Annotated in this window: 24 protein-coding genes and 3 tRNA genes; 13 read left to right on the top strand and 14 right to left on the bottom strand. The window is 64.9% G+C overall.

Translation table 11 applies throughout. The features are described from left to right. Positions 1-147: 147 nt before the first annotated feature. Positions 148-378, top strand: coding sequence for a hypothetical protein (locus BAU06_RS16655; protein WP_066352285.1), 231 nt, complete (start codon positions 148-150; stop codon positions 376-378). Between the two features lie 86 nt (positions 379-464). Then, positions 465-764 carry a hypothetical protein gene (locus BAU06_RS16650; protein WP_066352283.1) on the top strand — a complete coding sequence of 100 codons (300 nt, stop codon included), beginning with the start codon at positions 465-467 and terminating at the stop codon, positions 762-764. A 29-nt stretch (positions 765-793) separates the two neighbouring features. On the opposite strand, the gene BAU06_RS16645 is transcribed toward BAU06_RS16650, so the two are convergent. Further along, positions 794-1,132, bottom strand: coding sequence for a hypothetical protein (locus tag BAU06_RS16645; RefSeq protein WP_066359224.1), 339 nt, complete (start codon positions 1,130-1,132; stop codon positions 794-796). A 376-nt stretch (positions 1,133-1,508) separates the two neighbouring features. On the opposite strand from BAU06_RS16645, the gene BAU06_RS16640 reads away from it, so the two are divergent. Further along, positions 1,509-1,712: a cold-shock protein gene (locus tag BAU06_RS16640; protein WP_066352281.1), complete on the top strand. Its 204-nt coding sequence runs from the start codon at positions 1,509-1,511 to the stop codon at positions 1,710-1,712. A 109-nt stretch (positions 1,713-1,821) separates the two neighbouring features. Then, on the top strand, positions 1,822-2,193 hold the full coding sequence (locus BAU06_RS16635) for a hypothetical protein (RefSeq protein WP_066352273.1): 372 nt from the start codon (positions 1,822-1,824) through the stop codon (positions 2,191-2,193). A gap of 82 nt (positions 2,194-2,275) precedes the next feature. Here the strand turns inward: BAU06_RS16635 and BAU06_RS16630 are convergent. From BAU06_RS16630 to egtD, 3 genes are all read right to left on the bottom strand, one after another. Continuing rightward, positions 2,276-2,352: transfer RNA gene (locus BAU06_RS16630), tRNA-Met, on the bottom strand. Between the two features lie 191 nt (positions 2,353-2,543). After that, a complete protein-coding gene (gene egtB, locus BAU06_RS16625) occupies positions 2,544-3,848 on the bottom strand; it encodes an ergothioneine biosynthesis protein EgtB (RefSeq protein ID WP_066352267.1) in 1,305 nt (434 codons plus the stop codon). Between the two features lie 53 nt (positions 3,849-3,901). Further along, the gene (gene egtD / locus BAU06_RS16620) at positions 3,902-4,954 is read right to left on the bottom strand and encodes an L-histidine N(alpha)-methyltransferase (RefSeq protein WP_082988283.1); all 1,053 of its coding nucleotides are present in this window, start codon (positions 4,952-4,954) and stop codon (positions 3,902-3,904) included. Between the two features lie 222 nt (positions 4,955-5,176). Between egtD and BAU06_RS16615 the strand changes: the two genes are divergently transcribed. The 4 genes from BAU06_RS16615 (at position 5,177) to BAU06_RS16600 (ending at position 7,953) form a co-directional block, all read left to right on the top strand. Next, complete coding sequence (locus tag BAU06_RS16615) at positions 5,177-5,515, top strand: ElaB/YgaM/YqjD family protein (protein WP_066352263.1); 339 nt, start codon at positions 5,177-5,179, stop codon at positions 5,513-5,515. A gap of 31 nt (positions 5,516-5,546) precedes the next feature. Beyond that, complete coding sequence (locus BAU06_RS16610; protein ID WP_066352261.1) at positions 5,547-6,065, top strand: hypothetical protein; 519 nt, start codon at positions 5,547-5,549, stop codon at positions 6,063-6,065. 18 nt (positions 6,066-6,083) lie between these two features. Then, positions 6,084-6,401 (top strand): hypothetical protein, encoded by a 318-nt coding sequence (locus BAU06_RS16605; protein ID WP_066352258.1) that lies wholly within the window; start codon positions 6,084-6,086, stop codon positions 6,399-6,401. A 91-nt stretch (positions 6,402-6,492) separates the two neighbouring features. Continuing rightward, a complete protein-coding gene (locus BAU06_RS16600; protein WP_066352256.1) occupies positions 6,493-7,953 on the top strand; it encodes a phospholipase D-like domain-containing protein in 1,461 nt (486 codons plus the stop codon). Between the two features lie 110 nt (positions 7,954-8,063). On the opposite strand, the gene BAU06_RS16595 is transcribed toward BAU06_RS16600, so the two are convergent. After that, positions 8,064-8,432 carry a hypothetical protein gene (locus tag BAU06_RS16595; RefSeq protein ID WP_066352254.1) on the bottom strand — a complete coding sequence of 123 codons (369 nt, stop codon included), beginning with the start codon at positions 8,430-8,432 and terminating at the stop codon, positions 8,064-8,066. A 157-nt stretch (positions 8,433-8,589) separates the two neighbouring features. Here BAU06_RS16595 and BAU06_RS16590 point away from each other — a divergent pair, with 157 nt between their 5' ends. Next, positions 8,590-8,922: a hypothetical protein gene (locus BAU06_RS16590; protein WP_066352251.1), complete on the top strand. Its 333-nt coding sequence runs from the start codon at positions 8,590-8,592 to the stop codon at positions 8,920-8,922. A gap of 105 nt (positions 8,923-9,027) precedes the next feature. On the opposite strand, the gene BAU06_RS16585 is transcribed toward BAU06_RS16590, so the two are convergent. Beyond that, on the bottom strand, positions 9,028-10,506 hold the full coding sequence (locus BAU06_RS16585; protein WP_462935901.1) for an RNA polymerase factor sigma-54: 1,479 nt from the start codon (positions 10,504-10,506) through the stop codon (positions 9,028-9,030). 274 nt (positions 10,507-10,780) lie between these two features. Between BAU06_RS16585 and BAU06_RS16580 the strand changes: the two genes are divergently transcribed. Further along, positions 10,781-11,233 carry a PRC-barrel domain-containing protein gene (locus BAU06_RS16580; protein ID WP_066352247.1) on the top strand — a complete coding sequence of 151 codons (453 nt, stop codon included), beginning with the start codon at positions 10,781-10,783 and terminating at the stop codon, positions 11,231-11,233. A 3-nt stretch (positions 11,234-11,236) separates the two neighbouring features. Here BAU06_RS16580 and BAU06_RS16575 read toward each other — a convergent pair whose 3' ends face one another. Beyond that, positions 11,237-12,253, bottom strand: a complete 1,017-nt coding sequence (locus BAU06_RS16575) for a sigma-54 interaction domain-containing protein (protein ID WP_082993726.1) — start codon at positions 12,251-12,253, stop codon at positions 11,237-11,239. 335 nt (positions 12,254-12,588) lie between these two features. On the opposite strand from BAU06_RS16575, the gene BAU06_RS16570 reads away from it, so the two are divergent. Further along, complete coding sequence (locus tag BAU06_RS16570; protein WP_066352241.1) at positions 12,589-13,983, top strand: sigma-54-dependent transcriptional regulator; 1,395 nt, start codon at positions 12,589-12,591, stop codon at positions 13,981-13,983. A 4-nt stretch (positions 13,984-13,987) separates the two neighbouring features. Here BAU06_RS16570 and BAU06_RS16565 read toward each other — a convergent pair whose 3' ends face one another. The 5 genes from BAU06_RS16565 to BAU06_RS16545 form a co-directional block, all read right to left on the bottom strand. Beyond that, positions 13,988-14,266, bottom strand: a complete 279-nt coding sequence (locus BAU06_RS16565) for a hypothetical protein (RefSeq protein ID WP_066352238.1) — start codon at positions 14,264-14,266, stop codon at positions 13,988-13,990. A 116-nt stretch (positions 14,267-14,382) separates the two neighbouring features. Continuing rightward, the gene (locus BAU06_RS16560; RefSeq protein WP_066352235.1) at positions 14,383-16,044 is read right to left on the bottom strand and encodes an FMN-binding glutamate synthase family protein; all 1,662 of its coding nucleotides are present in this window, start codon (positions 16,042-16,044) and stop codon (positions 14,383-14,385) included. Positions 16,045-16,330: 286 nt separating this feature from the next. After that, complete coding sequence (locus tag BAU06_RS16555) at positions 16,331-17,554, bottom strand: YeeE/YedE family protein (RefSeq protein ID WP_066359222.1); 1,224 nt, start codon at positions 17,552-17,554, stop codon at positions 16,331-16,333. A 165-nt stretch (positions 17,555-17,719) separates the two neighbouring features. Beyond that, a complete protein-coding gene (locus tag BAU06_RS16550) occupies positions 17,720-18,997 on the bottom strand; it encodes an arsenic transporter (RefSeq protein WP_066352225.1) in 1,278 nt (425 codons plus the stop codon). A 53-nt stretch (positions 18,998-19,050) separates the two neighbouring features. After that, positions 19,051-19,995, bottom strand: a complete 945-nt coding sequence (locus tag BAU06_RS16545; protein ID WP_066352217.1) for an AEC family transporter — start codon at positions 19,993-19,995, stop codon at positions 19,051-19,053. A gap of 140 nt (positions 19,996-20,135) precedes the next feature. On the opposite strand from BAU06_RS16545, the gene BAU06_RS16540 reads away from it, so the two are divergent. Further along, positions 20,136-20,573, top strand: coding sequence for a GNAT family N-acetyltransferase (locus BAU06_RS16540; RefSeq protein WP_066352207.1), 438 nt, complete (start codon positions 20,136-20,138; stop codon positions 20,571-20,573). 181 nt (positions 20,574-20,754) lie between these two features. Here the strand turns inward: BAU06_RS16540 and BAU06_RS16535 are convergent. Both BAU06_RS16535 and BAU06_RS16530 read right to left on the bottom strand, forming a co-directional pair. Beyond that, positions 20,755-20,839: transfer RNA gene (locus tag BAU06_RS16535), tRNA-Leu, on the bottom strand. Between the two features lie 330 nt (positions 20,840-21,169). Continuing rightward, positions 21,170-21,254 (bottom strand) — tRNA-Leu (locus BAU06_RS16530). Between the two features lie 287 nt (positions 21,255-21,541). Here BAU06_RS16530 and rnr point away from each other — a divergent pair. After that, positions 21,542-23,905: a ribonuclease R gene (rnr, locus tag BAU06_RS16525; RefSeq protein WP_418214827.1), complete on the top strand. Its 2,364-nt coding sequence runs from the start codon at positions 21,542-21,544 to the stop codon at positions 23,903-23,905. Positions 23,906-23,914: the final 9 nt, after the last annotated feature.

Below are 23,914 nucleotides of genomic sequence, written 5' to 3'. Positions count from 1 at the left end.
AGGATTCGCGCGCGGGCACTGCTCCTGTGTTGTGTCCCCGTATGTTTACAGCCCGGGTAGCGGCGGTCTCCCCGGGGCGCGGCCCCGCACCGCGCCCAGGCACGGCTCTTGCTGTACGTCCGGCAACACTACGTTGGGCGATACGCAATGGAAGTTTTCGCAAAAACCTACAACGCTTGGGGCGCCACGCTTACGGTGGACCCGGATGGGCAGGGCAAATACAGCTGGAAGATCCTCGTCGAGGACAGGCGGCAGGGCGAGCCCAAGGTCCAGTGCATTGCGTCGCCCATCGGTTTCCCGTCGGTAAGCGAGACCATTCTGGACGGCCGCGCCGCCCTGGAAGAGCTGCTGCCCGAGCCATACCAGGACGAAACCTGAATTCTTTTATGGGCTGTCCCGCGAGTCGGACGGCGCACCCCGATTTTGTCGTGTTTTATCGCTTAATTGCCGAACTGGAGAAAAAAATGAGCGCCATGATGTGCCTTCCTTGCCAGAGCATTACCTTAGCCACGCCTGGGCTGCAGGCCCACCAGAATCTGGTGCACGAAGGCTTCGTGCGGCCGACGGAAAAACGCCGCGAAAACCATCGCGAGGACCGCTTCCGCTGCGCTTGCTGCCATACGCAATGGATACGCGAAACGGACCGCTGGGGCATGGACCTGGGATTCCGCCTGGCGCCCGTACAAGGCGGTGCGCGGCCTCAATACGTGCCGCCCGAAAATGCGCCGCGTGCCGGCGTTCGTGTTTACCAGGTACCGGCTTGAAAACCGTATCGCCCGGCTTTGTATCGATATCAATGCAATTCGGTGTCGTGCCGCGCGGGGTCGTAGCCCAGCAATTGCAGGGCGGCTTCATACGCTGCGGCATCCGCGCAGAGAAATACGGCGATGTCGCCCGGATTGATATTGTCCAGGACATCGCCCACCTGCGCGGCCGCGGAGACGGGGTCGCTGACGGCGGTGGCGTGGATCTCGCCGCCGGCTTCCACTTCCTCCCGCGGAACGATGTCGGCGATGACATTCAGATCGGGCGGGCTGACGACGACGTAGCTGCGTATGAATTCACCGTCCAGCGTAGTCCGCAGGGCGATGCCCGACGCCAGGTCCCCGGTGCGCGCGCTGATAATGCTCATGGTGTACATCTCTCTAATGCAAGGCGGCAGGCTGGCCGCCCTCGGTTGAATATATCCGCATTTTGGTGCCGGCGCCCCGCGCGTAATGCACAACAGTTCCGATTCGTTCCCGTCTGCACAATGTTCATGTGCAACGTCAGGTAAGAAGCTCCCGTTTTATGCGCGGCGATGTAGCAATTGGTTTCATATCGCGGGGCCGCAAGGGGAAAATGTTTTTGACTTAAATGAACGTCCCGTTCATAGTGTCGTGGAGATTTTCGAGCGGCGCGATCTTTGTACAGTTCAGAGTTCTTCCCGGTCTCCGCTATTGTTCTTGGCCTAGCTTGAAATCTCGTGTCCCGGGCGTTAGCCCATTGTAAATGCAAGGAAAATCGGTATGGAAACCGGCGTCGTCAAGTGGTTCAACTCTGAAAAAGGTTATGGCTTTATCACCCCCGAGTCGGGCGGTAAAGATCTCTTCGCACATTTCTCTGAAATCCAAGGCTCGGGCTTCCGTTCCCTGGAAGAAAACCAGCGCGTGCAGTACGAAGTGGCGACTGGCCCCAAGGGTCCCCAAGCCACCAAGATCCGCCCGATGTAAGCACATCGGCATGAATTCTTGAGCAGAAAGCCCCGCCTCGGCGGGGCTTTTTGTTGACCCCGTCCTCCGGCGATAATGAAGCCCGTCGATCGCGTAGGAGCGCGGAGAAATGATGACAAGCGGCACCTTGGGGGCGGCCCTGAGTACCGCGATCTGGGCAGCGATCGCCGGCGCGGCGTGGGCGGCTGGCGCCGCGCGCGTGTTCCGCCGGCACCATCTGGCTCGCCTGTGGGCCGCTTTCGCCGATGCCGTCGGATGGGTGCTGATCGTGCTGGTTCCGCAGGGTTTGCGCCTGTGGGGGCCGAAGGCCCTGGTGCAGCGCTACCTGCCGCACACGCTTACCGTGATCGAACTCGCCCTGCTGATCCGCATCGCCGCAGTGTGCGGCCTGGTCGGCATCTGCGTGTCCATCTTGTACCGCCTGGATCGGCGCCTGTATGCGCGCCCCAAGGGCAGGGCACGGGGGCTGCCGCCGCAATGAAGGGCGTGCTACGCCTGGATCTGCCAAGGTTCCAGGCCACAAAAGAAAAGCCCCCACACGAAGGTGGGGGCTTGCGAATTCCTGGTGGCGCATCCCTGATTCGAACAGGGGACCTGCGGATTATGATTCCGTCGCTCTAACCGGCTGAGCTAATGCGCCAACATCCTGGCCTGACCGTTTTCACACGATTGGGGGACGTGACCAAGAATCAGCCATCGTGAACCCGTGAACCCAATCCGTGAATCCGGTCAAGACCCGGATGGATACGAGATCAACAACCGGGCCAGACCTAGGAAAGAGCGAGATTCTAGCATGGCCTTTCCGCATTTGCCAAACGTGGCCGGAGTGCTTCATACATCCCGCGCCAGCCGTACGCCGGAAAACTGCCATCGCGCGTCGGGCGGGAAAAAATTGCGATAGCTCGCCCGGATATGGGAGCGGGGCGTGGCGCAAGAGCCGCCTCGCAGGACGTACTGATTGCACATGAACTTGCCGTTGTACTCGCCCACCGCGCCAGCCGCCGGCGCAAAGCCCGGATAGGCCTCGTAAGGACTGGCGGTCCATTCCCATACGTCGCCATACATCTGCAGCGGTCCGGGACGGCTGCTGGCGCAGGCACGGGGATGCAAGGCACCCGATTCGACCAGATTGGCCTGCGGGTCCAGGGGATCCTGCGTGCGCGCCAACTGTTCCCACTCGGCCTCTTTCGGCAGGCGGGCTCCGGCCCAGCGCGCATAGGCATCCGCTTCGAAGTAGCTGATGTGCGCGACGGGCGCCTCTGGATCGATCGCTTCCATGCCATGCAGGGTGAATGCCTGCCACTGGCCGTCCACACGCTCCCAATAAAGCGGCGCTTCCCATCCCTGGGTCCGTACCGCGTCCCAGCCCATGGAAAGCCAGAGCTCCGGCCGGCGGTAGCCACCGTCCTCCATGAAAGCCAGGTATTCCCCCTGGCTGACAGGGCGCCGTGCGATCTGGTACGGCCGCAGCAGCACCTGATGGGCCGGCGTCTCGTTGTCGAAGCAGAAATCCTGGCCATCGTGGCCGACCTGCACGATGCCGCCGGGATGGTCCTCCCATTCCTGTGGACCCGTTGCGCCAATGGCTCGAGGCCGGGGCGTGCCGGCATAGGCCGGCCGCAGCGCGTTGCAGGACAACAGGTGCTTGACGTCGGTAAGTATCAATTCCTGGTGTTGCTGTTCGTGATGCAGTCCCAGGCGCACCAGCGCGGCGAGGTCGCTTTCGCCGCCGCCGGCCAGGCGCGGAATCAGCCGCGCCATCGCCGCATCGACATGCGCGCGGTATGCGTAGATGTCGTCCAAGGCCGGCCGTGTGAGCAGCCCCCGTTGTGGCCGCGGATGACGTTCACCGATGGCGTTGTAATAGGAATTGAACAGATAGCCGTAGCGCGGATGGAAGACCTGGTAGTCCGGCAGGTGGGCCTGCAGCAGGAAGGTCTCGAAGAACCACGTGGTATGGGCCAGATGCCACTTCACCGGGCTCGCGTCGGGCATGGATTGCGCCTGGCAGTCTTCCGCGCTGAGCGGTGCGGCAAGCGCCAGGCTGGCGCTGCGTACCGCGTCGTAGTCCGCGAGAAGGCTGGCCTGCGTATCGGTGGCCGGGTGGGAACGGATCGATGATCGGGGTGTGTCCATGGTTTCGTCGCAAGGATAGGGCGCTCTTGCGGGCAAAGGGCGGGTTTTCTTCTTCAGGCTCGGGCACAGAACACCGCGAACCATTCGCGCGCGTCCGTCCAATAGCGGATCTGCCCGAAGCCGGCGCGGGCCAGCATGGCCTTGAAGGCATGTGGCCGGTATTTATAGGAGTCCTCGGTGTGGATTTTCTCGCCTTGTTCGAACCGCCGTTGGCCGCCGGGCCATGTCACGGTGGTGGCGACACGCGCGCGCAGATGCATTTCCATGCGCGAGCGGGCTTCGTTGAAGCATGCCACGTGTTGCCACTGGGCCAGATCGAAATCGGAGCCCAGTATCGAATTGACGTGGCGCAACATGTTCAGATTGAAGGCGGAGGTCACGCCCACCGCATCGTCGTAGGCCGGCTCCAGGATGCTCCGGTCCTTGACGAGATCCACGCCGATGATCAACGCCCCGTCGTCGCATTGGCCGCGGATGCTGGAAAGCAGTTCGGCGGCCTGCGCCGGCGGCAGGTTGCCGATGCTGGAGCCCGGATAGAAGAACGTGCGCCGCGCGGCGAGCACGTCGTCCGGAAGGCTCAGGTCATTGAAGAAGTCCATGCCCAGCGCCACGATATCCAGTTCCGGATAGCGGTCGGCGATCCGCTTGACGGCCGCCTTCAGGTAGTCCACGGAAATGTCGATGGGAACATACTGGGAAGGCCGTACGTGCGCCAGCAGCCGTTCGGCCTTCGCGCAGTCGCCCGCGCCCAGGTCGATCAAGGCCTGGATCTGCCCCGCATGCGCGACGATCTCCGCCGCATGGCGCGAGAAGATCTCGTTCTCGCAGCGCGTGGGGTAGTACTCGTCCAAAAGTGTAATGGCGGTGAAAAGGCTGGAGCCCAATTCGTCGTAAAGGAACTTCGGGCTTATTTCGGCCTGGGGTTTCGCCAGGCCGTCCAGCAACTCTTTTCTTACCGTATCCGTCGTTTCGACATGGCGCTGATGGAAGCGCGGTCCCGGCGGTCTGCCGCCGGTCTGGGGTCCGCTACGCCCGGTCGCGGGCGGTGCCGCGGACGGTGCGGGCGCGTCGGCTAGGGTGGGCGACGAATACGAGGGAGAACGCATGCGAAATCCTTGTTGTAGGGGCGGGCGCCGGACCGGCTCTAGCTTGAGCAATCGACATTCCCGGCGGCGGCTGGCGGGGGCACTATGCGTACTGTCGGGCTGAAATAGGGCTTTACCCCTCGTTGCGAATGAAAAGGGCAACGGCCATCGGCAAGCTCGACAATGGCTCATACGGTACGCCGTCCCCTTTGTCACCCGCAAGGGTTTTTTCAAGGAGAGACCATGAACTCGAATTCCCACAGCGCGGAACTCCTGGCAAGCAAGGACAGGGTCACCAGCAGCTTGCGCGAGTTGATGGCCGGCACGGAGGAACTCCTCCGTTCGACGGCATCCTACACCGGTGAAGAAGTCGAGCGCGCGCGCCAGCGGCTGAAGGTCCAGCTTGAAAATGCCCGCAGCATGGCCGGCTCATGGGAGAGCAGCGCGGCCGAGCGGTACCGCTACGTGGCCGATGCCACGGATGAATATGTGCACGAGAACGCCTGGAAATCGATAGGGATCGCCGCACTCGTGGGCTTGCTCCTGGGCGCATGCCTGTCCTCGGGGCACGATCGACGCTGAGGGCCGTAGAGCCGGCCCCTGGGATGCCATCATGCCGACAATAGTGGTCGCCCGATTCAATACCCTGCCCGATGCGGCCAGCGCGGCTCACGCCCTGGTGGGCGACGGGTTCCGCGAAGAAGCGGTGTGCGTGTTCCGCGCGGCCGACCGGGGCGAACGCTGGCCCGGCCGCCTGGTTCGCGCGGCCCTTGCGCGGACGGCCGCCTTGGCCGCGGCGGGAGCCGCCGTCGGGGTGGCCGCGACGGTGGTGATGTCCGTGCCGGATCCCTATAGCGTGCTGCTTGCCGCGGTGGGCGCATTGCTGGGCTCGCTGACCGCGACGCTGCTGACCGAGTTCGAACGCCGCAAGGCGTCCGATGGCGCCTTGCCCACCGAGGCCGCCTTCGTTGCGGTGGTAACGCCGTCGGGGCAGGAAGCCAAGGGAGCCCAACTGCTGCGCGACGCCGGGGGCCGCAGCATGGAGCGCCTGCGCGGCCGGCATATCCTTGCCGACCTGGTGCGCAGCCGCGAAGGCATGGATGCTTCGCTGCATACCGGCTATCCCGTTTGAGATGTTCAGGAGACTGTAATGAAAGCCGCACGTACCGATGAACACGACAAGCCCGCGGCGCATCCGGCGCACGACGCCGCCAAGCAGCCCGAGGAAAAACGCAGGGAAGGCCCCGAGCGCGTCTCCCACGAACTCGACAAGCAGCAGGACTGGGACAAGGCCGCGCAGGATCGCGGCTACCAGCCCGGCGACCAGGGCGGATACAAGGGCGACTACGACCAGGGCAAATACGAAACGCGCGACTTTGGCTTTCCCCGCAAAGAGGACGCCGAACGTCGCGTCGGTTCCCGGCAGGCCGAACCTTCTTCCGCCACGGAAGGAGATCGCAAGAAATAACGGGCAGTGAGCCCTTTCGAAGCAGGCTGCCCCCGGTCTCGCGAACGGAGGGCGCCCGCTCCCTAGTCTGTCAAAGACAACAAGAAGAACGATGAAACGGCCATGGCGGGCCTGGTGGTCCGCGGTACTCCTTTGCGTCCTTGCCGCCTGCGCCACGGTGCCAGAGACCCGCAGCGGCGAGATGCCTCGCAGCCAGATACGCATCGCCACCGACTCCGGCTGGCTGAGCTACCGGCGCAGCCAGGATATCGTCAAGAAGCTCGACGCGACGCCGGCCGACAAAAGGCCGTCGCTGGCCGTGCCGGGCGATGTGGATCCCGCCAGCGCCGGCTTCCTGCAACGCCATCTGCAGGTCGAAGAAGCCATCAACGGGTCGCCGATGACGGCGGGCAATCGCGTCGATCTCCTGGCCGACGGCCCCAGTACCTACCGCGCCATGCTGGCGGCCATCCGCGGGGCGCGGCAGTACGTGCACATGGAAAGCTATATCTTCGACGACGACGAGGCGGGCCGGACCTTCGCCGACGCCTTGATCGCGAAGCGCCGCGAAGGCGTGTCCGTGGCGTTGATGGTCGACGGCGTCGGCACGCTGAATACGCCCAAGGCGTTTTTCGACCGCATGCGCGACGCGGGCGTGCAAGTCGTGGTGTTCAATCCCATCAACCCCGCGCAAGCGCGTGGCGGATGGTCGCCCAATAATCGCGATCATCGCAAGCTGCTCGTGGTGGACGGTCAGATCGGCTTCCTGGGCGGGATCAACATCAGCGGTGTCTACGAATCGTCGCCGTCCGGCGGTTCGTCGGCATCGATACTGCGCGGAAGTGGCGCGGACGGCGAAAAGCCGGCCGATCCGAAGGAGGCGCCCTGGCGGGACACGCAGATACGGGTGCAAGGTCCCGCCGTGGCCGAGATTGAAAAAGTCATGCAGGAAGGATGGCGGGACCAGCATAGTCCTCCCTTGGACCCCAGGGAATTCTATCCGCGGGCAAAGGCCGATGGAGACCTGCTGGTGCGCATCATCGCGAACCGGCCCGGCGATCGCGATGGCTATACGCTGTACCTGACGCTTATGTCGGCCATACAGAGCGCGCAGCGTTCCATCCATATCACCATGGCCTATTTCGTTCCCGACCCCGCCTTCGTGCAAGCTCTGGCCGATGCCGCGCGACGCAAAGTCGACGTGGTGCTGGTGCTGCCCGGATTCAGCGATTCATCGCTCGTATTTCATGCGGGCCGTTCCTATTACACCGAACTGCTGGAGGCGGGCGTGAAGATCTACGAACGCCGCGACGCGCTGTTGCACGCGAAGACCGCGGTGATAGACGGCGTCTGGTCGACCGTGGGATCGAGCAATATGGACTGGCGCAGCTTTGCCTTGAACTATGAATTGAATGCCGTGATCCTGGGGCCTCGTTTCGGCAAGCAGATGGAGGCCCTGTTCGACGAGGACGTCGCCCACGCGCAGCAGGTCGACGCGCAGGAATGGGGCGACCGCGGCGTGCGCGACCGGGTCATGGAGACCATCGCCCGGATGTTCGAGCGCTGGCTATAGCGCAGCACACGCACCGTGCTCGCCCGTCGCCGTGCCGTCAGGCGCCAGGCAGCGGCAGTAAAAAAACGGCCGGCCCTATGGGCCGGCCGCTTTTCGACGTGGATGGGATGCTACTTGCCGTAGCGCGTCTTCGCGTCGGCCATGCAGGCGTCCTTGGCGTTGCCGGACAGCGTGTCGCACTTCGCCTTGGCGACATCGTAGGCCGATTCGCGTTTCTCCTTGGTGGCTTCATGGCGCGACTCGGCCTGCTCCTTGGCCTGCTTGGCGTCGGCCTTGGCGGCATCGCGCGTGGCCTTGGCTTCCTTCTGGCACACGTCTTTCTGGTCGCCCTTCAGGCCATCGCATTTTTTCTCATCGGCGCGGTATTGCGCATCGATTTCCTTGTTCGTCATCGGTGCTTGCGTTTGCGCGTACGCCGTGAACGTCACGGCCGGAACGCTCAGCGCGACCGCGGTCAGGGAAAGCTTAAGGATGTTCATAGGCTGCTCCATTATCTATCTGAGGCTGGGCCCCGATGGGCCTGGGAAAGGTTCAGCAAGCCTTGTACCTGTCAGTATCGGGCGCGCCTTGCAGGGCAGGATGGGCATAGGGTTTGCTGTGTGTGGGGTCCCAAACTGCACTCGAAAGGAGATCGGAATGAAGATCAGCCGACTGACGTCCATGTTGGTTCTTGCCGCGGCTTGCGGCTCCGGGGCTGCCATGGCGCAGCAGAACGCGCCGACCACGCCTTCGACCACGCCCAACGATACGACGGCAACGCCGCCTCGCAATGACAAGGTCCCGCCCGGTACCGCGGCGCCGGCACCGTATGCGTCGCATCCGTCGGGCACTCAGCCGGTCAACCGCGATGCTTCGGGCAGCGACTTGAGGAAAGAGAAAGAGCCCCGCCTGCCTTCGGATATGAAGAACACCAACGTATCGCCCACGCAAGGCGGCGGCGCGCCGTACACGGATACCGGCAAGCGCTGATGAGGCGCGGCGCGCCGCACGCGCGGCGCGCGATCCGCGAGAAGACGAACGGGGCGCTCAGGCGCCCCGTTCGTCTTGGACCTTCAATGCCGCCGTAAGGCGCGATCAATACTGGCGGCGCATATCGGCCGGGGGATACTTGAGCTGGCCGCGATACTTCGACACCGTGCGGCGCGCCACGACGACTCCCTGCTGGCCGAGCAGGTGCGCCAGGTCCACGTCAGACAGGGGCGTGGACGCATCCTCGCCATCGATCATTTCCTTGATCAACGCACGTACCGCCGCCGCGGAGCAGCTTCCACCCGTATCGGTATAGAGTTCGCGCGAGAAGAAATGCTTGAATTCGAAGATGCCGCGCGGCGTCGCCATGTACTTGTTGCTGGTGGCGCGCGATACGGTGGATTCGTGGATCTCCAGCTCGTCGGCGATCTCCCGCAGCATCAGCGGGCGCAGCGCGATCTCGCCGTATTCGAAGAACGTCTGCTGGCGCAGCACGATGGCTTCGGCCACGCGCTGGATGGTGCTGTAGCGCTGCTCCACGTTGCGGATCAGCCAGCGCGCCTCTTGCAGCTCCTGCGCCATGGGGGACCGGTCGCTGTAGCGCGCGTTGCGGAACAGGTCCGCGTACGCGCGATGCAGGCGCGCGCGCGGCATGGCCGCGCGGTTGGGCGTAACGATCCACTGGCTATTGAACTTCTGCACGATGACGTCGGGAACGACGTAGCTGGAGTCCGCCTGCGCATAGCGCAGTCCGGGGCGTGGGTCGAGCCGGCGTATCAGCGCGCAGGCTTCGCGCATGGCGTCGTCCGTGCACTGGCAGGCGCGCACCAGGCCGGAAAAATCGTGCTTGCCCAGGCGTTCGAGTTCGTTGTCGACGATGTGTATCGCCAGGTCGCGCGAAGGCGTGTTCTTGTCCATCGCCATCAACTGCAGCTTCAGGCACTCCGCCAGATTACGCGCGGCCAGGCCGGGGGTGTCCAGTTGCTGGACCAGCTTGAGGGCGACCTCCCATTCCTCGCGCTCCGGCGGCGGATCGAAGACGCCGTCGCCCGCCAGCTCCGTCAGCTCCGTGCGCAGGTAGCCTTCTTCGTCCAGGCCCTCGATGATGTACTCGGCCATCAGGCGATCGCGCGGAGCGAGGCGGTAGCTGCATAGCTCGCTGGAAAGGCGGTCGCGCAGATCCTCCGTGCTGCGGGCCCATTGGCCCACGTCGCTATCCGCGTCGCCCGAGGCGCGGGCGGCGGGGTAGTCGCCGGAGTATTCCGATTGGATATCCGGCAATTCGGGCAGTTCGACCACGACCTCCGGCGGCGCCTCGGTGATGGCCGGCGCTTGCATGTCGGAAGCAACGCCCAAGTTGTCGGTCAGGGTGACTTCCGGGGACGGGGCGGCCGATGTCGCGGCATCCGCCGGCGCGGCATCGTCCTCGCCTTCCTCCAGGAAGGGGTTGGTGGCGAGCGCTTGCTCGATTTCCCGGGTGAATTCCAGCGCGGACATCTGCAGCAGTTTCACCGATTGCTGGAGCCGCGGCGTCAGGCTGGTCTGCTGACGCGCCCTGAGTTCGTACGTGGCTTGATGTGCCAATTGCTGTCTCCGTTTGACTGCCGGGATGAAAACGTCCATCCCATTCAAGAAACCGATAAGCAAAGGACATGCCAATTTTTTTGCGGCCACGGATTTTTTCGGAGAGTTGCGCAACCCCGCGTATTTATTGGGTTTCCAAGGCACGCGGCATGCTGGCATGGAGTGGCCCGCGCCGATGCGGGTCTACTCGTGCCAGTCCGGCCCAGACGGAATTACCACGTCATGTAATAAGTTCAGCGGACGGGCCGGGCAGTTGCGCACCGCGGAGAACGATATGGACGATGGTCTTGACACCGGCTCGGCGCCGCGCGTCGCCGCCGCCGGCTCGCCAGCCGAGACACGCATCGTGGGGTCGGCGAAAAAATCCGGTACGGGCCCCGGCCCGGAAATCATGGCGGCCGCCACCCTGGAAGGGAACGACGTGTTGAACCTGTCAGGCGAAAAACTGGGCACCTTGCAGGACATCATGATCGATGTGGCCGCGGGCCGTATCGCCTATGCCGTGCTGGCGCGCGGTGGCGTCATGGGCATAGGAGACAAGCTGTTCGCGGTGCCTTGGGGCGCCCTGACGCTGGATACCGACCGGAAGTGCTTCCTGCTGGATATCGACCTGGAACGCCTGCGCAATGCCGCCGGGTTCGACAAGGACAATTGGCCGCGCATGGCCGATCCCGATTGGGCGGCGGCGATCCATGAATACTACGGCCAGCCGCCCTACCGGCCCTGAGGGCTAGCCGGTGTGCGTGGACACCGAGCTATCGTAGGTGCCCAGGCGGTTGTACAGCGTCTTCAGGCTGATGCCCAGCGTACGGGCGGTCTGCCGCTTGTCGCCCTGGTGGTGGGCCAGGGTGGCCAGGATGAGTTCACGCTGCGCCTGCAGCAGGGACGTGCCCACCGACATTTTCAGCGTGCCCTGTGCCACCTGGGCCTTGGGTTGCCGGCGGGACAGCGCCGGTCCGGCGATTTCCACCACATTGTCGGCCAGGATATAGGCGCGGTGGATGGCGTTTTTCAACTCACGCACGTTGCCGGGCCAGTCGTAGGCGGTAAGCGTCTCCATTGCCCGCTTGGAGAAAACCTTGTTCGTGTTCTCGGCCGCGTTGAAGCTGTCCAGGAAGCGCTGCGCCAGGTAAGGCACGTCCTCCATGCGTTCGCGCAGGGGCGGTACCCGTAACGGCACGACAGCCAGGCGATAGAGCAGGTCTTCCCGGAAGCGGCCTTCGTTGACGGCGGCATAGGGATCGCGGTTCGTGGCCGCGACGATACGCACGTTGACGCGCACGGGCTGCAGGCCACCTACGCGGTGGAAGGTGCCCGTCTCCAGCACGCGCAGCAGCTGCACCTGCATGTCCAGCGGCATCTCCGTGACCTCGTCCAGGAATAGGGTGCCGCCGCTGGCATGTTCGAAATAGCCGATGTTCTGCGCGATGGCGCCGGTAAAGCTGCCCTTTTCGTGGCCGAACAGCTCGGCCTCGATCAAGGTGGCCGGGATGGCGCCGCAATTGACGGGGACGAAAGGCTGGTCCGCCCGCTCGCTGCCGCCATGGATGGCGCGGGCGACCAGTTCCTTGCCGGTGCCGCTCTCGCCCACGATCAGGACGCTGGCTTCCGTGCCGGCTACTTTGTCGATCTGTTCCGCCAATCGGCGCATGGCGTCGCACTTCCCCATGGACATGGGGTCCGGAAACGCGTTCGGATCGGCGCGTCCCCCGGCGCGGCTGCCCGCGCTAGCGTTGGGTATTCCCATTTCCTTGATTGCTCGTTTGGCTGCGGGACGCCGCGAGCGCGCGCCCGTTGTATGGTTGTGCTGCATATTCAATGATCGTACTTATCCAGACTTGGCGCCATTGCAAGCACTTGAAAGTAGATGAAAATCTTAGCTAACTGTACGAATTGATTACGTCTGCCGAAAAGGCGGCAGGATAAGCTTCGCTGCCGCGAATGGACCCCATTATGCACCGGCCTCCGTCTTAAACGCGATGCGGGTGGCCGCCGGCGGAGGCTAGAATAAAGCCGAGCGGGGCGGCCGTGCCCCAGGCTTTTTCCCAAACCCTTAAAACCGCGAACTTCACGGAACTGCGCATGCCACATGTTTTGATCGTCGATGACGAATCTCCGGTGCGGACCGCGCTGGCTGAGATCGTCAAGGACGAAGGGTTTACCGTTGCCCAGGCCAGCGATCTGCGCGAGGCAAAGATCCAGATCCTGCGTCAATCGCCGGACCTGGTGCTGTCCGACCTGCAATTGCCGGATGGAAGCGGCCTGGACATTTTCCAGGCCCTGAGTTCACCGAACGTCGACGTCGTCTTTATTACCGGTCACGCCAGCGTGGAAAGCGCTGTGGATGCCCTGCGCCTGGGGGCGATCGATTATTTGCTCAAGCCGGTGAATATCCAGCGCCTGAAAATGGTGCTGGGCCGCATGCCGCGAAATGCCGATTTGTCCCCCTGGGGCGGGCCCTTCGAGGACGAAGACCGCTTCGGCAAAATGCTGGGGCGGTCCCAGCCCATGAAGCAGCTGTATCGCCAGATCGCCAAGGTGGCGCCCACCGAGGCCACGGTCTTCCTGATGGGAGACAGCGGTACGGGCAAGGAATTGGCGGCCCAGGCCATCCATGAGCTCAGCGGCCGGCGCAAGGGGCCGTTCCTGCCGGTCAACTGCGGCGCCATTTCGCCCAACCTGATCGAAAGCGAAATGTTCGGCCACGAACGCGGCAGCTTCACGGGTGCGGATCGCCAGCACAAGGGCTATTTCGAACGGGCGGCCGGCGGCACGCTGTTCCTGGACGAGATCACGGAAATGCCCATCGATCTCCAGGTCAAGCTGCTGCGCGTCCTGGAAACAGGCCTGTTCATGCGCGTGGGGACCAACCGGGAAATCGCCAGCGACGTGCGCGTCGTCGCCGCGACCAACCGCAATCCCGAGGAAGCCGTCGCCGAAGGCAAACTGCGCGAGGATCTGTACCACCGGCTGAATGTCTTTCCCGTGGAGCTGCCGCCCTTGCGGGAACGGGGGGACGACGTGATCCTGATCGCCCAGCGCTATCTGGACATGCTCAACAAGGAGCGCGGCGCGGACAAGAAGTTCGCCGTGGACACGCTGGAAAGCCTGCGCAACCATAGCTGGCCGGGCAACGTGCGCGAGCTCAAGAACTACGTCCACCGGGCGTTCATCCTGGCCGACGACAATGAAATCCGCGCCGGCATCGTGCCGCTGCAGATGTCGCCGGAAAAGACCGCCACCGGTTCGCAGATCACGGTTCCCGTCGGCGTGCCGCTGGCGGACGCCGACCGGCGCCTGATCTTCGCCACCCTGGAACAATGCGGCGGCGTCAAGAAACACGCCGCGGAGATCCTGGGCATCAGCCTGAAGACCCTGTACAACCGCCTGGAGGAGTACGCGGCGGCCGGCCACTTCCCCAAGGTCAATGGGGAAGCCGGGGCCAAGCCGGAAGCGGCCGGGCGGCCCGGCAAGTAGGCGATCAGCCGCCGTTGCGCGTGGGGTCGGGGCGGGTGTGGGCCAAGCCGGCCTCGTCCTCCCCCACGATGCGGTCTATCGTGACGTCCTCCGCGACGGGACCATCGGGTTCGCCTTCGACGTCGGCCCGCTCGCCCGTGCCCGTGGCATCGGTATCGACGTCGGGGGCGCCCGGGCCGACATCGCTGGCCGAATCGGATGAGTCGCTGGGCCCCAGGGCGCGATTGCCGTGACCGGGCAGGCCGCCGGTGAGCTCGGCGTCGGGGTTATATCGTGTTGCCATGTCAGCCTCCTGATGCGTGAACCGGACGCGGCCTGCGATGCCGCGCTTCTATCGGCGGCTCGCAAGCCTTGTGCCGTGCGGTTCGCCGCGCACCCGCCCGGGCGGGGCGGTCCGGGTCAGGCGGGAACCGGGTCTCGCGGGCAGTCGGCCAGCGCCTGGGCTGTGGTCAGGTCCTGCGCAGGTTGGAAGGAATCTGCACTCGCCATCGCCCAGCCGGCTTCGAATACGCGATGGCGGAATTTGCCTTCCAGCAGTTCACCGGGCGCGAGCTCCGGGAAAAGCGCGGAGAGCAGGCGGACTTCCGATGGCGAGATGCGGCGCGCGATGTGATGGGGCCGCAGCGCCCCGGGATGCGTCAAGCCGGCGGCGCCCAGCAATTCGGCCAGCGCGTGCAGCGTGTTCCCATGGAAGTTCGCCACCCGTTGGGCCTTGTCCGGTACCACCAGGGCGCGTTGGCGCACGGGATCCTGGGTGGCGACGCCGGTGGGGCATTTGTCCGTATGACAGGACTGCGCCTGGATGCAGCCAATGGCGAACATGAAGCCGCGCGCGGCATTGCACCAGTCCGCGCCCAGCGCCATGGTGCGGGCCATGTCGAAGGCAGTGATGATCTTGCCGGATGCGCCGATGCGGATGCGCTCGCGCAGATTGACGCCCACCAGCGTGTTGTGCACCAGGCGCAGCGCTTCGCGCAGGGGTGTGCCGACATGGTCGACGAACTCGGGCGGTGCGGCGCCCGTGCCGCCTTCCGCGCCGTCGACGACGATGAAGTCCGGCGTGATGCCTGTTTCCAGCATGGCCTTGACGATGGCGAACCATTCCCAGGGATGGCCGACGCACAGCTTGAACCCGACCGGCTTGCCGTCCGAGAGCTCACGCAGATGGGCGACGAAGCGCATCAGCCCGATGGGGCTGTCGAAGGCGCTGTGGGCGGCCGGCGAGTTGCAGTCCTTCCAGGGGGCAACCCCGCGGGTTTCGGCGATCTCGGGCGTGACCTTCGCCCCCGGCAGGATGCCGCCATGACCCGGCTTGGCGCCCTGCGATAGCTTGATCTCTATCATCTTGACCTGGGGCAGGCGCGCATTGCGGACGAAGGCCTCGGCCGAGAAATTGCCTTGTTCGTCACGGCAGCCGAAATAGCCCGAGCCGATATTCCACACCAGCGCACCCCCGGGCTTGCGGTGGTACGGGCTGATGCCGCCTTCGCCGGTGTCGTGCGCGAAGTTGCCGATGCGCGCGCCTTCGTTCAATGCGGTGATGGCATTGCCCGACAGCGCACCGAAGCTCATGGCCGAAATGTTAAGCACCGACATCGAGTAGGGTTGCTTGCAATCCGGGCCGCCCACGGTGACGCGGAAGTCGCTGTCGGCCACGTGCGTCGGCGCCAGCGAATGGTTCATCCACTCATAGCGGTCGTTGTAGACCTCTTCCTGCGTGCCGAAGGGGCGCTTGTCCACCTGCTTTTTGGCGCGCTGGTAGACGATGGAGCGCTGTGCGCGCGAGAACGGCGTGGCGTTGGTGTCGTCCTCCAGGAAATACTGGCGGATCTCGGGGCGTATGGCCTCGAAAAGAAAGCGCAGGTTCCCCAGGATGGGGTAGTTGCGGCGTATCGAATGATGCGGCTGCGCCAGGTCGTAGATGCCGAGTAGCGCCAGGGCGCTCAGGGGGATGGCGGCCCAAAGCCATGACAGTGTCGACATGGCGGCCAGGAGCAGCGTGCACGCCGCGCCCAGCAGAACGAGCGCCAGCGTTGAAAATCGGATGGCAAACCAAGGCATATCGCTTCCTTCCTGACGGATGCAGCCGTCACTGAATCGGAACGCGGCAAACCATAACAGAAAGCAGGCGCGGGCAATGCGTCAAACGCGATGCCGTGCCGAAATAAATTCGTGAAAAAAGAAGCGGGCGCCCGCGCCGGGGCCGGTCGATGCGGCGCCCGTTCAAAAAACAAAAACCGGAGCGTGGGCTCCGGTTTCCGAGTTGAATCGATGGCGGGGGACGCGCCGTCCGCGCGCCATGCCCCACGGGGATGGAAACCCAGGCCGGCGCGCCGGCTGGGGGAATTCAGCAGCTGCCGGCCGGCGTCTTTTCCACCGCCAGGCCGAACAGGGGGCGCAGACGCACGCCCAGCGCGCTGCCCGCAAAGGCCGCCGGCAGCCACAGCCAGGCGTGCAGGCTGCCGGACAGGATGCCGCTGAAATAGGCGCCGATATTGCACCCGTAGGCCAGCCGCGCGCCGAAGCCCAGGAGCAGTCCGCCGAGCACGGCGCCTGCCAGGGAGCGCGCCGGAACTTTCCACACCGGCGCGAACTTGCCGGCGGCCGCGGCGGCGGCCAGCGCGCCCAGCATCAGGCCGATGTCCATCACCGTGGTCACGTCCTCGCGCAGCGGCGCCGCCAGGGCCTTGGACTGCTTGACCCAATAGGCCCATTGGGCGACGTCCCCGCCCAGGGCGTCGTACGCCTTGGCGCCCCACAGCGCGAAAGCCGAGGTAATGCCCCAGGGGCGGCCGGCCAGCGCCAGGGTGGCGAAATTCAGCGCCACCAGCGCCACGCCGCCCCAGACCAGCGGCCACGGGCCGCGCCACAGGCTGGCGGGGCGCTCCGTGCGGCCGGCGAACGACACGATGCGGCCATGGCGCCGGCGCTCCAGCACGGTGGCGATCCAGGCGATCAGCCCGAATACCGCGAGATTGGCCGCAATGGCCGGCAGGGGGCCCCAGGACAGCACGAAGGAGGTGGGCTTCAAGGCCGGCAGCGTGGACCACCACGGAAAGGTATACGTACCCAGTACGGACCCGACGATGAAGAACAACAGCGTCACCAGCATGCGCGTGTTGCCGCCGCCCACGGCGAACAGCGTGCCGGACGCGCAACCGCCGCCCAGCTGCATGCCGATGCCGAACAGGAAGGCGCCCAGCAGCACCGAGCCGCCCGCGGGCGAGACCAGTCCGGCGACCGGCTGGCCGAATAGCGTGCCCTGCGCCAGGATGGGGAAGAACAGCACGACGCCCACGGCCAGCATCAGCATCTGTCCGCGCAGGCCGGCGGCGCGGCGGTCGGATACGAAGACGCGCCAGGCTTGTGTGAAGCCGAAGGAAGCGTGATACAGCGCCACGCCCAGCAGTGCGCCGGTCAGCCAAAGGCCGGCTTGGCGCCAGCCCACGGTGGCGTCCAGATACCAGGCGCCCAGGGCGACCAGGAGGAGGGCTGCCCAAAGCGGGCGGCTATTGATGCGCAGCGGCGTGGGGCGGCCGCCGAAATCGAGGGTCGATGCGTTGGAAGACATGGAACGTACGTTGAAAATGGATGCAGCCGGAGGGCGCAAAAGGGAAATGTAAAACCGGCGCGTTATTTCTCAAAATAATCGGGCCGGATTTTATTATGCGAATAAGTAATTATAAGCGCGGCGGGCGCGCGGGTCGTCCGCCGTCGACGCGCCGGTCCGGCCGGGTCAACCCAGGCGCCACGCCAGCGCCGCGAGCGTGGCCAGCAGTACCGGCACGGTCAGCACGATGCCGATGCGGAAATAGTAGCCCCAGCCGATATGCATGCCCTTGCGTTCCAGCACATGCAGCCACAGCAGGGTGGCCAGGCTCCCGATGGGCGTGATCTTCGGGCCCAGATCGCTGCCGATGACGTTCGCATAGACCATCGCTTCGCGCACCGCCCCGGTGGCCGACGCGTCGGCGATCGACAAGGCCCCGACGAGGACGGCCGGCAGGTTGTTCATGACGGAGGAAAGGGTAGCGGCCGCGATCCCGGCGCCGAAGGCGCCGCCCCATACGCCGCCTTGCGCGCACCACGACAGGAAAGCGCTCAGGTGCGCGGTGAGTCCCGCATTGCGCAGGCCGTAGACGACCAGATACATGCCCAGCGAGAACACCACGATGTGCCATGGCGCGTTACGCATGATCCTTCGGGTGCCGACGATATGCATGCGGCCGGCGACCCCCAGCAAGCCCAGGGCGCCCGCGGCGGCGATCGCGCTGACGGGGATGCCCAAGGGCTCCAGCAGGAAGAACCCTGCCAGCAGCAGGGCCAGCACGATCCAGCCGGCGCGGAACGTGGCCGGGTCGCGGATGGCGCTGCGCGGCCGCGGCAGCTGGCTGGCGTCGTAGCGGCGCGGTATGGCTCGCCAAAATACCATCATGAGCATGGCCAGCGAGGCCGCCACCGCCGCGACGTTCACGGGCACCATGACGGCGGCGTAGCGCGCGAAGCTTATCTTGAAGAAGTCCGCCGATACGATATTGACCAGATTGGAGACGATCAGCGGCAGGCTGCCGGTATCCGCGATGAAGCCCGCCGCCATCACGAAGGCCAGCGCGGCGCCCGCGCCAAAGCCCAGGGCCAGCAGGACCTCCATGACGATGGGAGTCAGGATAAGGGCCGCGCCATCGTTGGCGAACAGCGCCGTAACCATCGCGCCCAGCAGCACGATCAGGACGAACAGCCGGCGGCCGCGGCCCTGGCCCCATCGTGCCACATGCAGCGCGCACCACTTGAAGAAACCCGCCTCGTCCAGGATCAGGCTGGTGATGATGATGGCGATGAAGGTGGCGGTCGCATTCCACACGATGTGCCAGACCTCGCCGATGTCGCCGATATGGACCACGCCCAGGGCCAGGGCCAGCGCGGCGCCGCCGGCGGCACTCCAGCCCACGCCCAGGCCGCGGGGTTGGATGATGACCAGGGCCAGGGTCAGTATGAAGATGAAGGCGGCGAGCATGAACGAATCGCAGGTGGGAAGGGTGGCCGGCGCATCGGGATGGGGCGGGCGCGCTATCGCACGCCGTGACCCTCGATCCAGGCGACCAGCGCGGAGATGGTGATGACCGAGGCCAGCGTCGACAACAGGATGGTGCGCGACGCCACGCGCGCGTCGCGTCCATAGAGCTGTGCCAGGATGAAAGGGCCGGTGCCGATGGGCAGGGCGCTCAACAGCACCGCGGTCCATGCCCAGACCGGCGGCATCGAAAACACGCCGAAGGCCAGCAGGGCCGTGATCGCCGGCTGCACCAGCAGTTTGGCCGCGACCACGCGTGCCACGACGACGCCATCGCCGCCGGCTTCCGTCTGGGCAAGGAACAAGCCGATGGCGATCAAGGCGCAGGGGCTGGCCGAGTTCCCCAGCAAGACCAGGAAGCGGTCGATGGATTCCGGCAGCGGCGCCCCGGTGGCAGCCCAGGCGAAACCCAGTACGGGCGATATCAGTAACGGGTTGCGTATGAGCGCGCCGCCGACCTTGGCCGCCGTGGTGGCGAAATGCTGCCCCTGCCGCTGGTCCGCTTCGATCAAGGCGATCGACACGCCGAACAGCACGCAGGCCGTCATGAGCGTGGCGACGACCGCCGGCGCCAGGCTCTGCGGGCCGAAGATCACCAGGCATAGCGGAATGCCCATGAAGCCCACGTTGGCGTATGAATTGCTGAGGGCCTCGATGCTGACGTCGGTCAATGGCGTGGCCTTGCCCCGGTGCGCCACCAGGGCCACCGCGAAGGCGGCGGCGATGCCGCCCAGGAAGGACAGCAGGTAGCCCGCATGGGCCAGTTGGTCCCATGTCACTTGCGACATGGCGCGGAACAGCAGCGCCGGCAACGAAAGATAGACGACGTAGCGATTGAGTACGTCGCTGGCGGTCGGTCCCAGCAGGCGCTTGCGCGCGGCCAGCCATCCGACGAGGATCAGCGCGAATACCGGGAGGGCGGCGGTGGCGACGGCATGCATTGGGCAGAATGATCGCGAAAGGGAGCTAATTCTAACTGTCCATGCGATTTATCTTGCCGGCTTCCGGCGGCCGATTTGCCTGCCCGCGCGGCACTGGCGAAAATCTTCGTCTCTTGGCCAGGTCAGAAGGAAAAAGCAGTATGAATCAACCATCCATTACCGTCGTCGTGGCGGATTGGGCGCGGCTGCGCGAGGACGCCGGTGCCGTCCGGCATGCCGTGTTCGTCGTCGAGCAGAACGTGCCACCGGAAATCGAGATGGACGAATTCGATGCCGTGTGCGTGCACGCGGTGGCCTACGATGCCGATGGCCAGGTGCTGGGAACCGGCAGGCTGCTGCCCGATGGCCATATCGGCCGCATGGCGGTGCATCGCCGCGCACGCGGGCTGGGCGTGGGCGCACGGTTGCTGCGCGCACTGGTGGAGGCCGGCCGTTCGGCCGGCCATCGCAAACTGATGCTGAACGCGCAAACGCATGCGCGCGGGTTCTACGCCGGGCAGGGCTTCGTCGTGGAGGGCGACGAATTCATGGAAGCGGGCATCCCGCATGTGGCCATGGCGCTTACGTTCCCGGACTGACGGGTATGCGGCGTACGGCGTGACGGAATGGGGGCGCGGGCGCCCGGCGCAACATGGCCGGCACGCGACCCTTGGCGGGAAACGGATCCGTCGCGGACAACAAAAAACCCCGCGGGTTCGCACCTTGCGGGGTTTTTGCCTTGCTGCACCGGTGCGCTTGCGCTACCGGCCATGAACGGGATGGTGCCCAGGAGAGGACTCGAACCTCCACACCTTGCGGCACATGGACCTGAACCATGCGCGTCTACCAATTCCGCCACCTGGGCCCGTTCTACTGCCTTCGCGGTTGCCGCTTGAAACGCCGCAGCAGCGAAGAGGCGCGATTATGCACACTTTTCAGCGGGTCCGCAAGTCCCGGCGTTTGGGCCTGGCCACCCGCGGGAGGGCGGGATGCCGCGGCAGGCGCGAGCATTGGGGAATAGGGGAAGAATAAATCCGAAAAAACACCAACCCCCAAGAAGAACCCAAAGGACACCCCGAAAGAACGCCCCGAAAGAACAAGCCCAAAGAGAAGCGCCAAAGAAAGAAGCGCCAAAGAAAGAAGCGCCAAAGAACAAACCCCCGATGCGTTTCCACATCGGGGGTTTGCGAATTCGTGGTGCCCAGGAGAGGACTCGAACCTCCACACCTTGCGGCACATGGACCTGAACCATGCGCGTCTACCAATTCCGCCACCTGGGCACTGTATTTTCGCTAGAATACCGCTTTTGCTTTATCGCAGTTGCCGATTCATCAGTTTGTTCAACCGTGAACCGCCATCTGCTGTAAAGCCCAGGCTGTAGTGTTGGAAAACACCGCGGCGGTAAAACAATCTGCCGCATCAGCGAAAGCACAGAAGCTGCGCATTATAGACAGGAATTTCGACTTTGGCAAAACGATCGAGCGACGACGCCGCTAACAAGAACAGACCCACGGTCGTGCCTGAGGCGCCTCCCGATTTCGATCCCGACGTTCCCAGCCGCGAAGCCATGCTGCGCGCATTGCGGTCCGCCGGCGCCCCCTTGTCGCCCGCGGAACTGGCCGAACGCATGGGTGTGGTACGCCCGGAAACGATGGTCGGCTTCGAGCGCCGCCTGGCCGCCATGGAACGGGACGGACAACTTCTGCCCAACCGCAAGGGCGTGCTGCTGCTGGCCACCAAGCTGGATTTCGTGGCGGGCCGGGTGCAGGGCCACCGGGACGGTTTCGGCTTTCTGGTCCGCGACGACGGCGGGCCGGATATCTTCCTGTCGCCGCGCGAAATGCTGAAGGTTCTGCATGGGGACCGCGTCCTGGTCAAGCCCAGCGGCGAATATCGCGGCAAGCCGGAAGGCACCATCGTCGAGGTCATCGAACGGCGTACCAATAAGCTGGTGGGCCGTTTCCTGCATGAGCACGGCTTGTCCATCGTCGTGCCGGAAGACCAGCGCATCAAGCATGACATACTGATTCCCCCCAGCGATACGAACGGCGCGCAGCACGGGCAGGTGGTCTCGGTGGAAATCATCGAACAGCCCACCCGGCATACGCAGCCCCTGGGGCGCGTTGCCGAAGTTCTGGGCGAAATCGACGATCCGGGCATGGAAATCGAAATCGCGGTGCGCAAGTTCGACGTGCCGGTGGAGTTTTCCGAAGGGGCCCGCAAGCAGGCCGCCCGCCTGCCGGACGCCGTACGCAAGACGGACTTGAAGGACCGCGTGGACCTGCGCGATGTCCCGCTGATCACCATAGATGGCGAGGACGCCCGGGACTTCGACGATGCGGTGTATTGCGAAGCCGTGGAGCTGGGATCGGGGCAGCGCAAGCGGCCCGCGTGGCGCCTGCTGGTGGCCATCGCCGACGTCAGCCACTATGTACGGCCCAACGACGCGCTGGACGACGACGCCCTGGAGCGCGGCACCAGCGTGTATTTCCCGCGGCGGGTCATTCCCATGCTGCCGGAAACGCTTTCCAACGGATTGTGTTCGCTCAATCCCCAGGTCGATCGCCTGGTGCTGGTCTGCGATATGGTCATCCCGGCCACGGGCGCCAAGGCCGGCACGGTGACCGCGTACCAGTTCTATAACGCGGTCATGCATTCGCATGCGCGCACAACCTATACCAATATCTGGGCCGCGCTGCAGCAGCCCAACGGCCCCGCCGCCCAGGCCATGGCGGGCGTGATGCCCCATGTGCGCGACCTGTACGAGCTGTACCAGCTGCTGGCGCAGTCGCGCCGCAAGCGCGGCGCGATCGACTTCGACACGGTGGAAACCAAGATCGTCTGCAACGAACTGGGCCGCATCGAGCAGATCGTCGGTGTGGTGCGCAACGACGCGCACAAGCTCATTGAGGAATGCATGCTGGCGGCCAACACCTGCGCCGCGGATTTCATGGCCCGCAGCAAGCATCCCGGCCTGTACCGCGTCCACGAGGGCCCCACGCCGGAGCGCCTGCAATCGCTGCGCGAATTCCTGCGCACGCTGGGCCTGAGCCTGGGCGGCGGCGATATGCCGACCGCCAAGGATTACGGCGAATTCCTCGACAGCGTGCGGGGGCGTCCCGATTATCCCTTGCTGCAGACCATGTGCCTCCGGTCCATGCAGCAAGCCATCTACAGTCCGGAGAACGTCGGGCATTTCGGCCTTTTCTATCCCGCCTATGCCCATTTCACGTCACCCATCCGGCGCTACCCCGACCTGCTGACGCATCGCGTGATCAAGGCCCTGCTGCGCGGCGAGCGATATGTCCCCTCCCTGCAGGACGAGCCCGTGGTCATCGGCCGTTCGCACAAGGAACACGAGCACGCCATCTGGGAAAAGCTCGGCCTGATGCTGTCGTCGTGCGAGCGCCGCGCGGACGAAGCCTCGCGCGATGTCGAGGCCTGGCTGAAGTGCTGGTTCGTCAAGGAACGCGTGGGCGAGGACTTCAGCGGCACGGTCACGGGTGTCGCCAGCTTCGGCATCTTCGTCACGCTCGATACGCTGCATGTGGAAGGACTCGTCCACGTGTCCGAACTGGGGGGCGAGTATTTCCAGTTCAACGACGCGCTGCATGAGCTGCGCGGCGAGCGCACCGGCATGCGCTATCGCTTGACGGACAAGGTGCAGGTGCAGGTCGCCCGCGTCGATCTGGAAGCGCGGCGCATCGAGTTCCGCCTGGTGAAGGGCACCAGTTTCGAGTCGCTGCGCAAGGCCGCGCAGCGCGGACCGGAAGAGCCGCCGCGGCGTGTCAAGAAGGCGGCCGGCACCAAGCCCAAGGCCCTGAAGGGGCAGACGGCCAAGGTGCGGCGCGCGGAAGCGAAAAAAGCCGATCGCGTCGCCGCGCGCCAGGCACAGGGCGCGACCAAGTCCGCCACGCGCAAGCGCCGCTGAGCATGGCCC

The sequence above is a fragment of the Bordetella bronchialis genome (assembly GCF_001676705.1).
Classification (GTDB): domain Bacteria; phylum Pseudomonadota; class Gammaproteobacteria; order Burkholderiales; family Burkholderiaceae_B; genus Bordetella_C; species Bordetella_C bronchialis.
The sequence above is the reverse complement of the archived record's forward strand: the minus strand, read 5'-3'. Positions and strand labels throughout refer to the sequence as shown.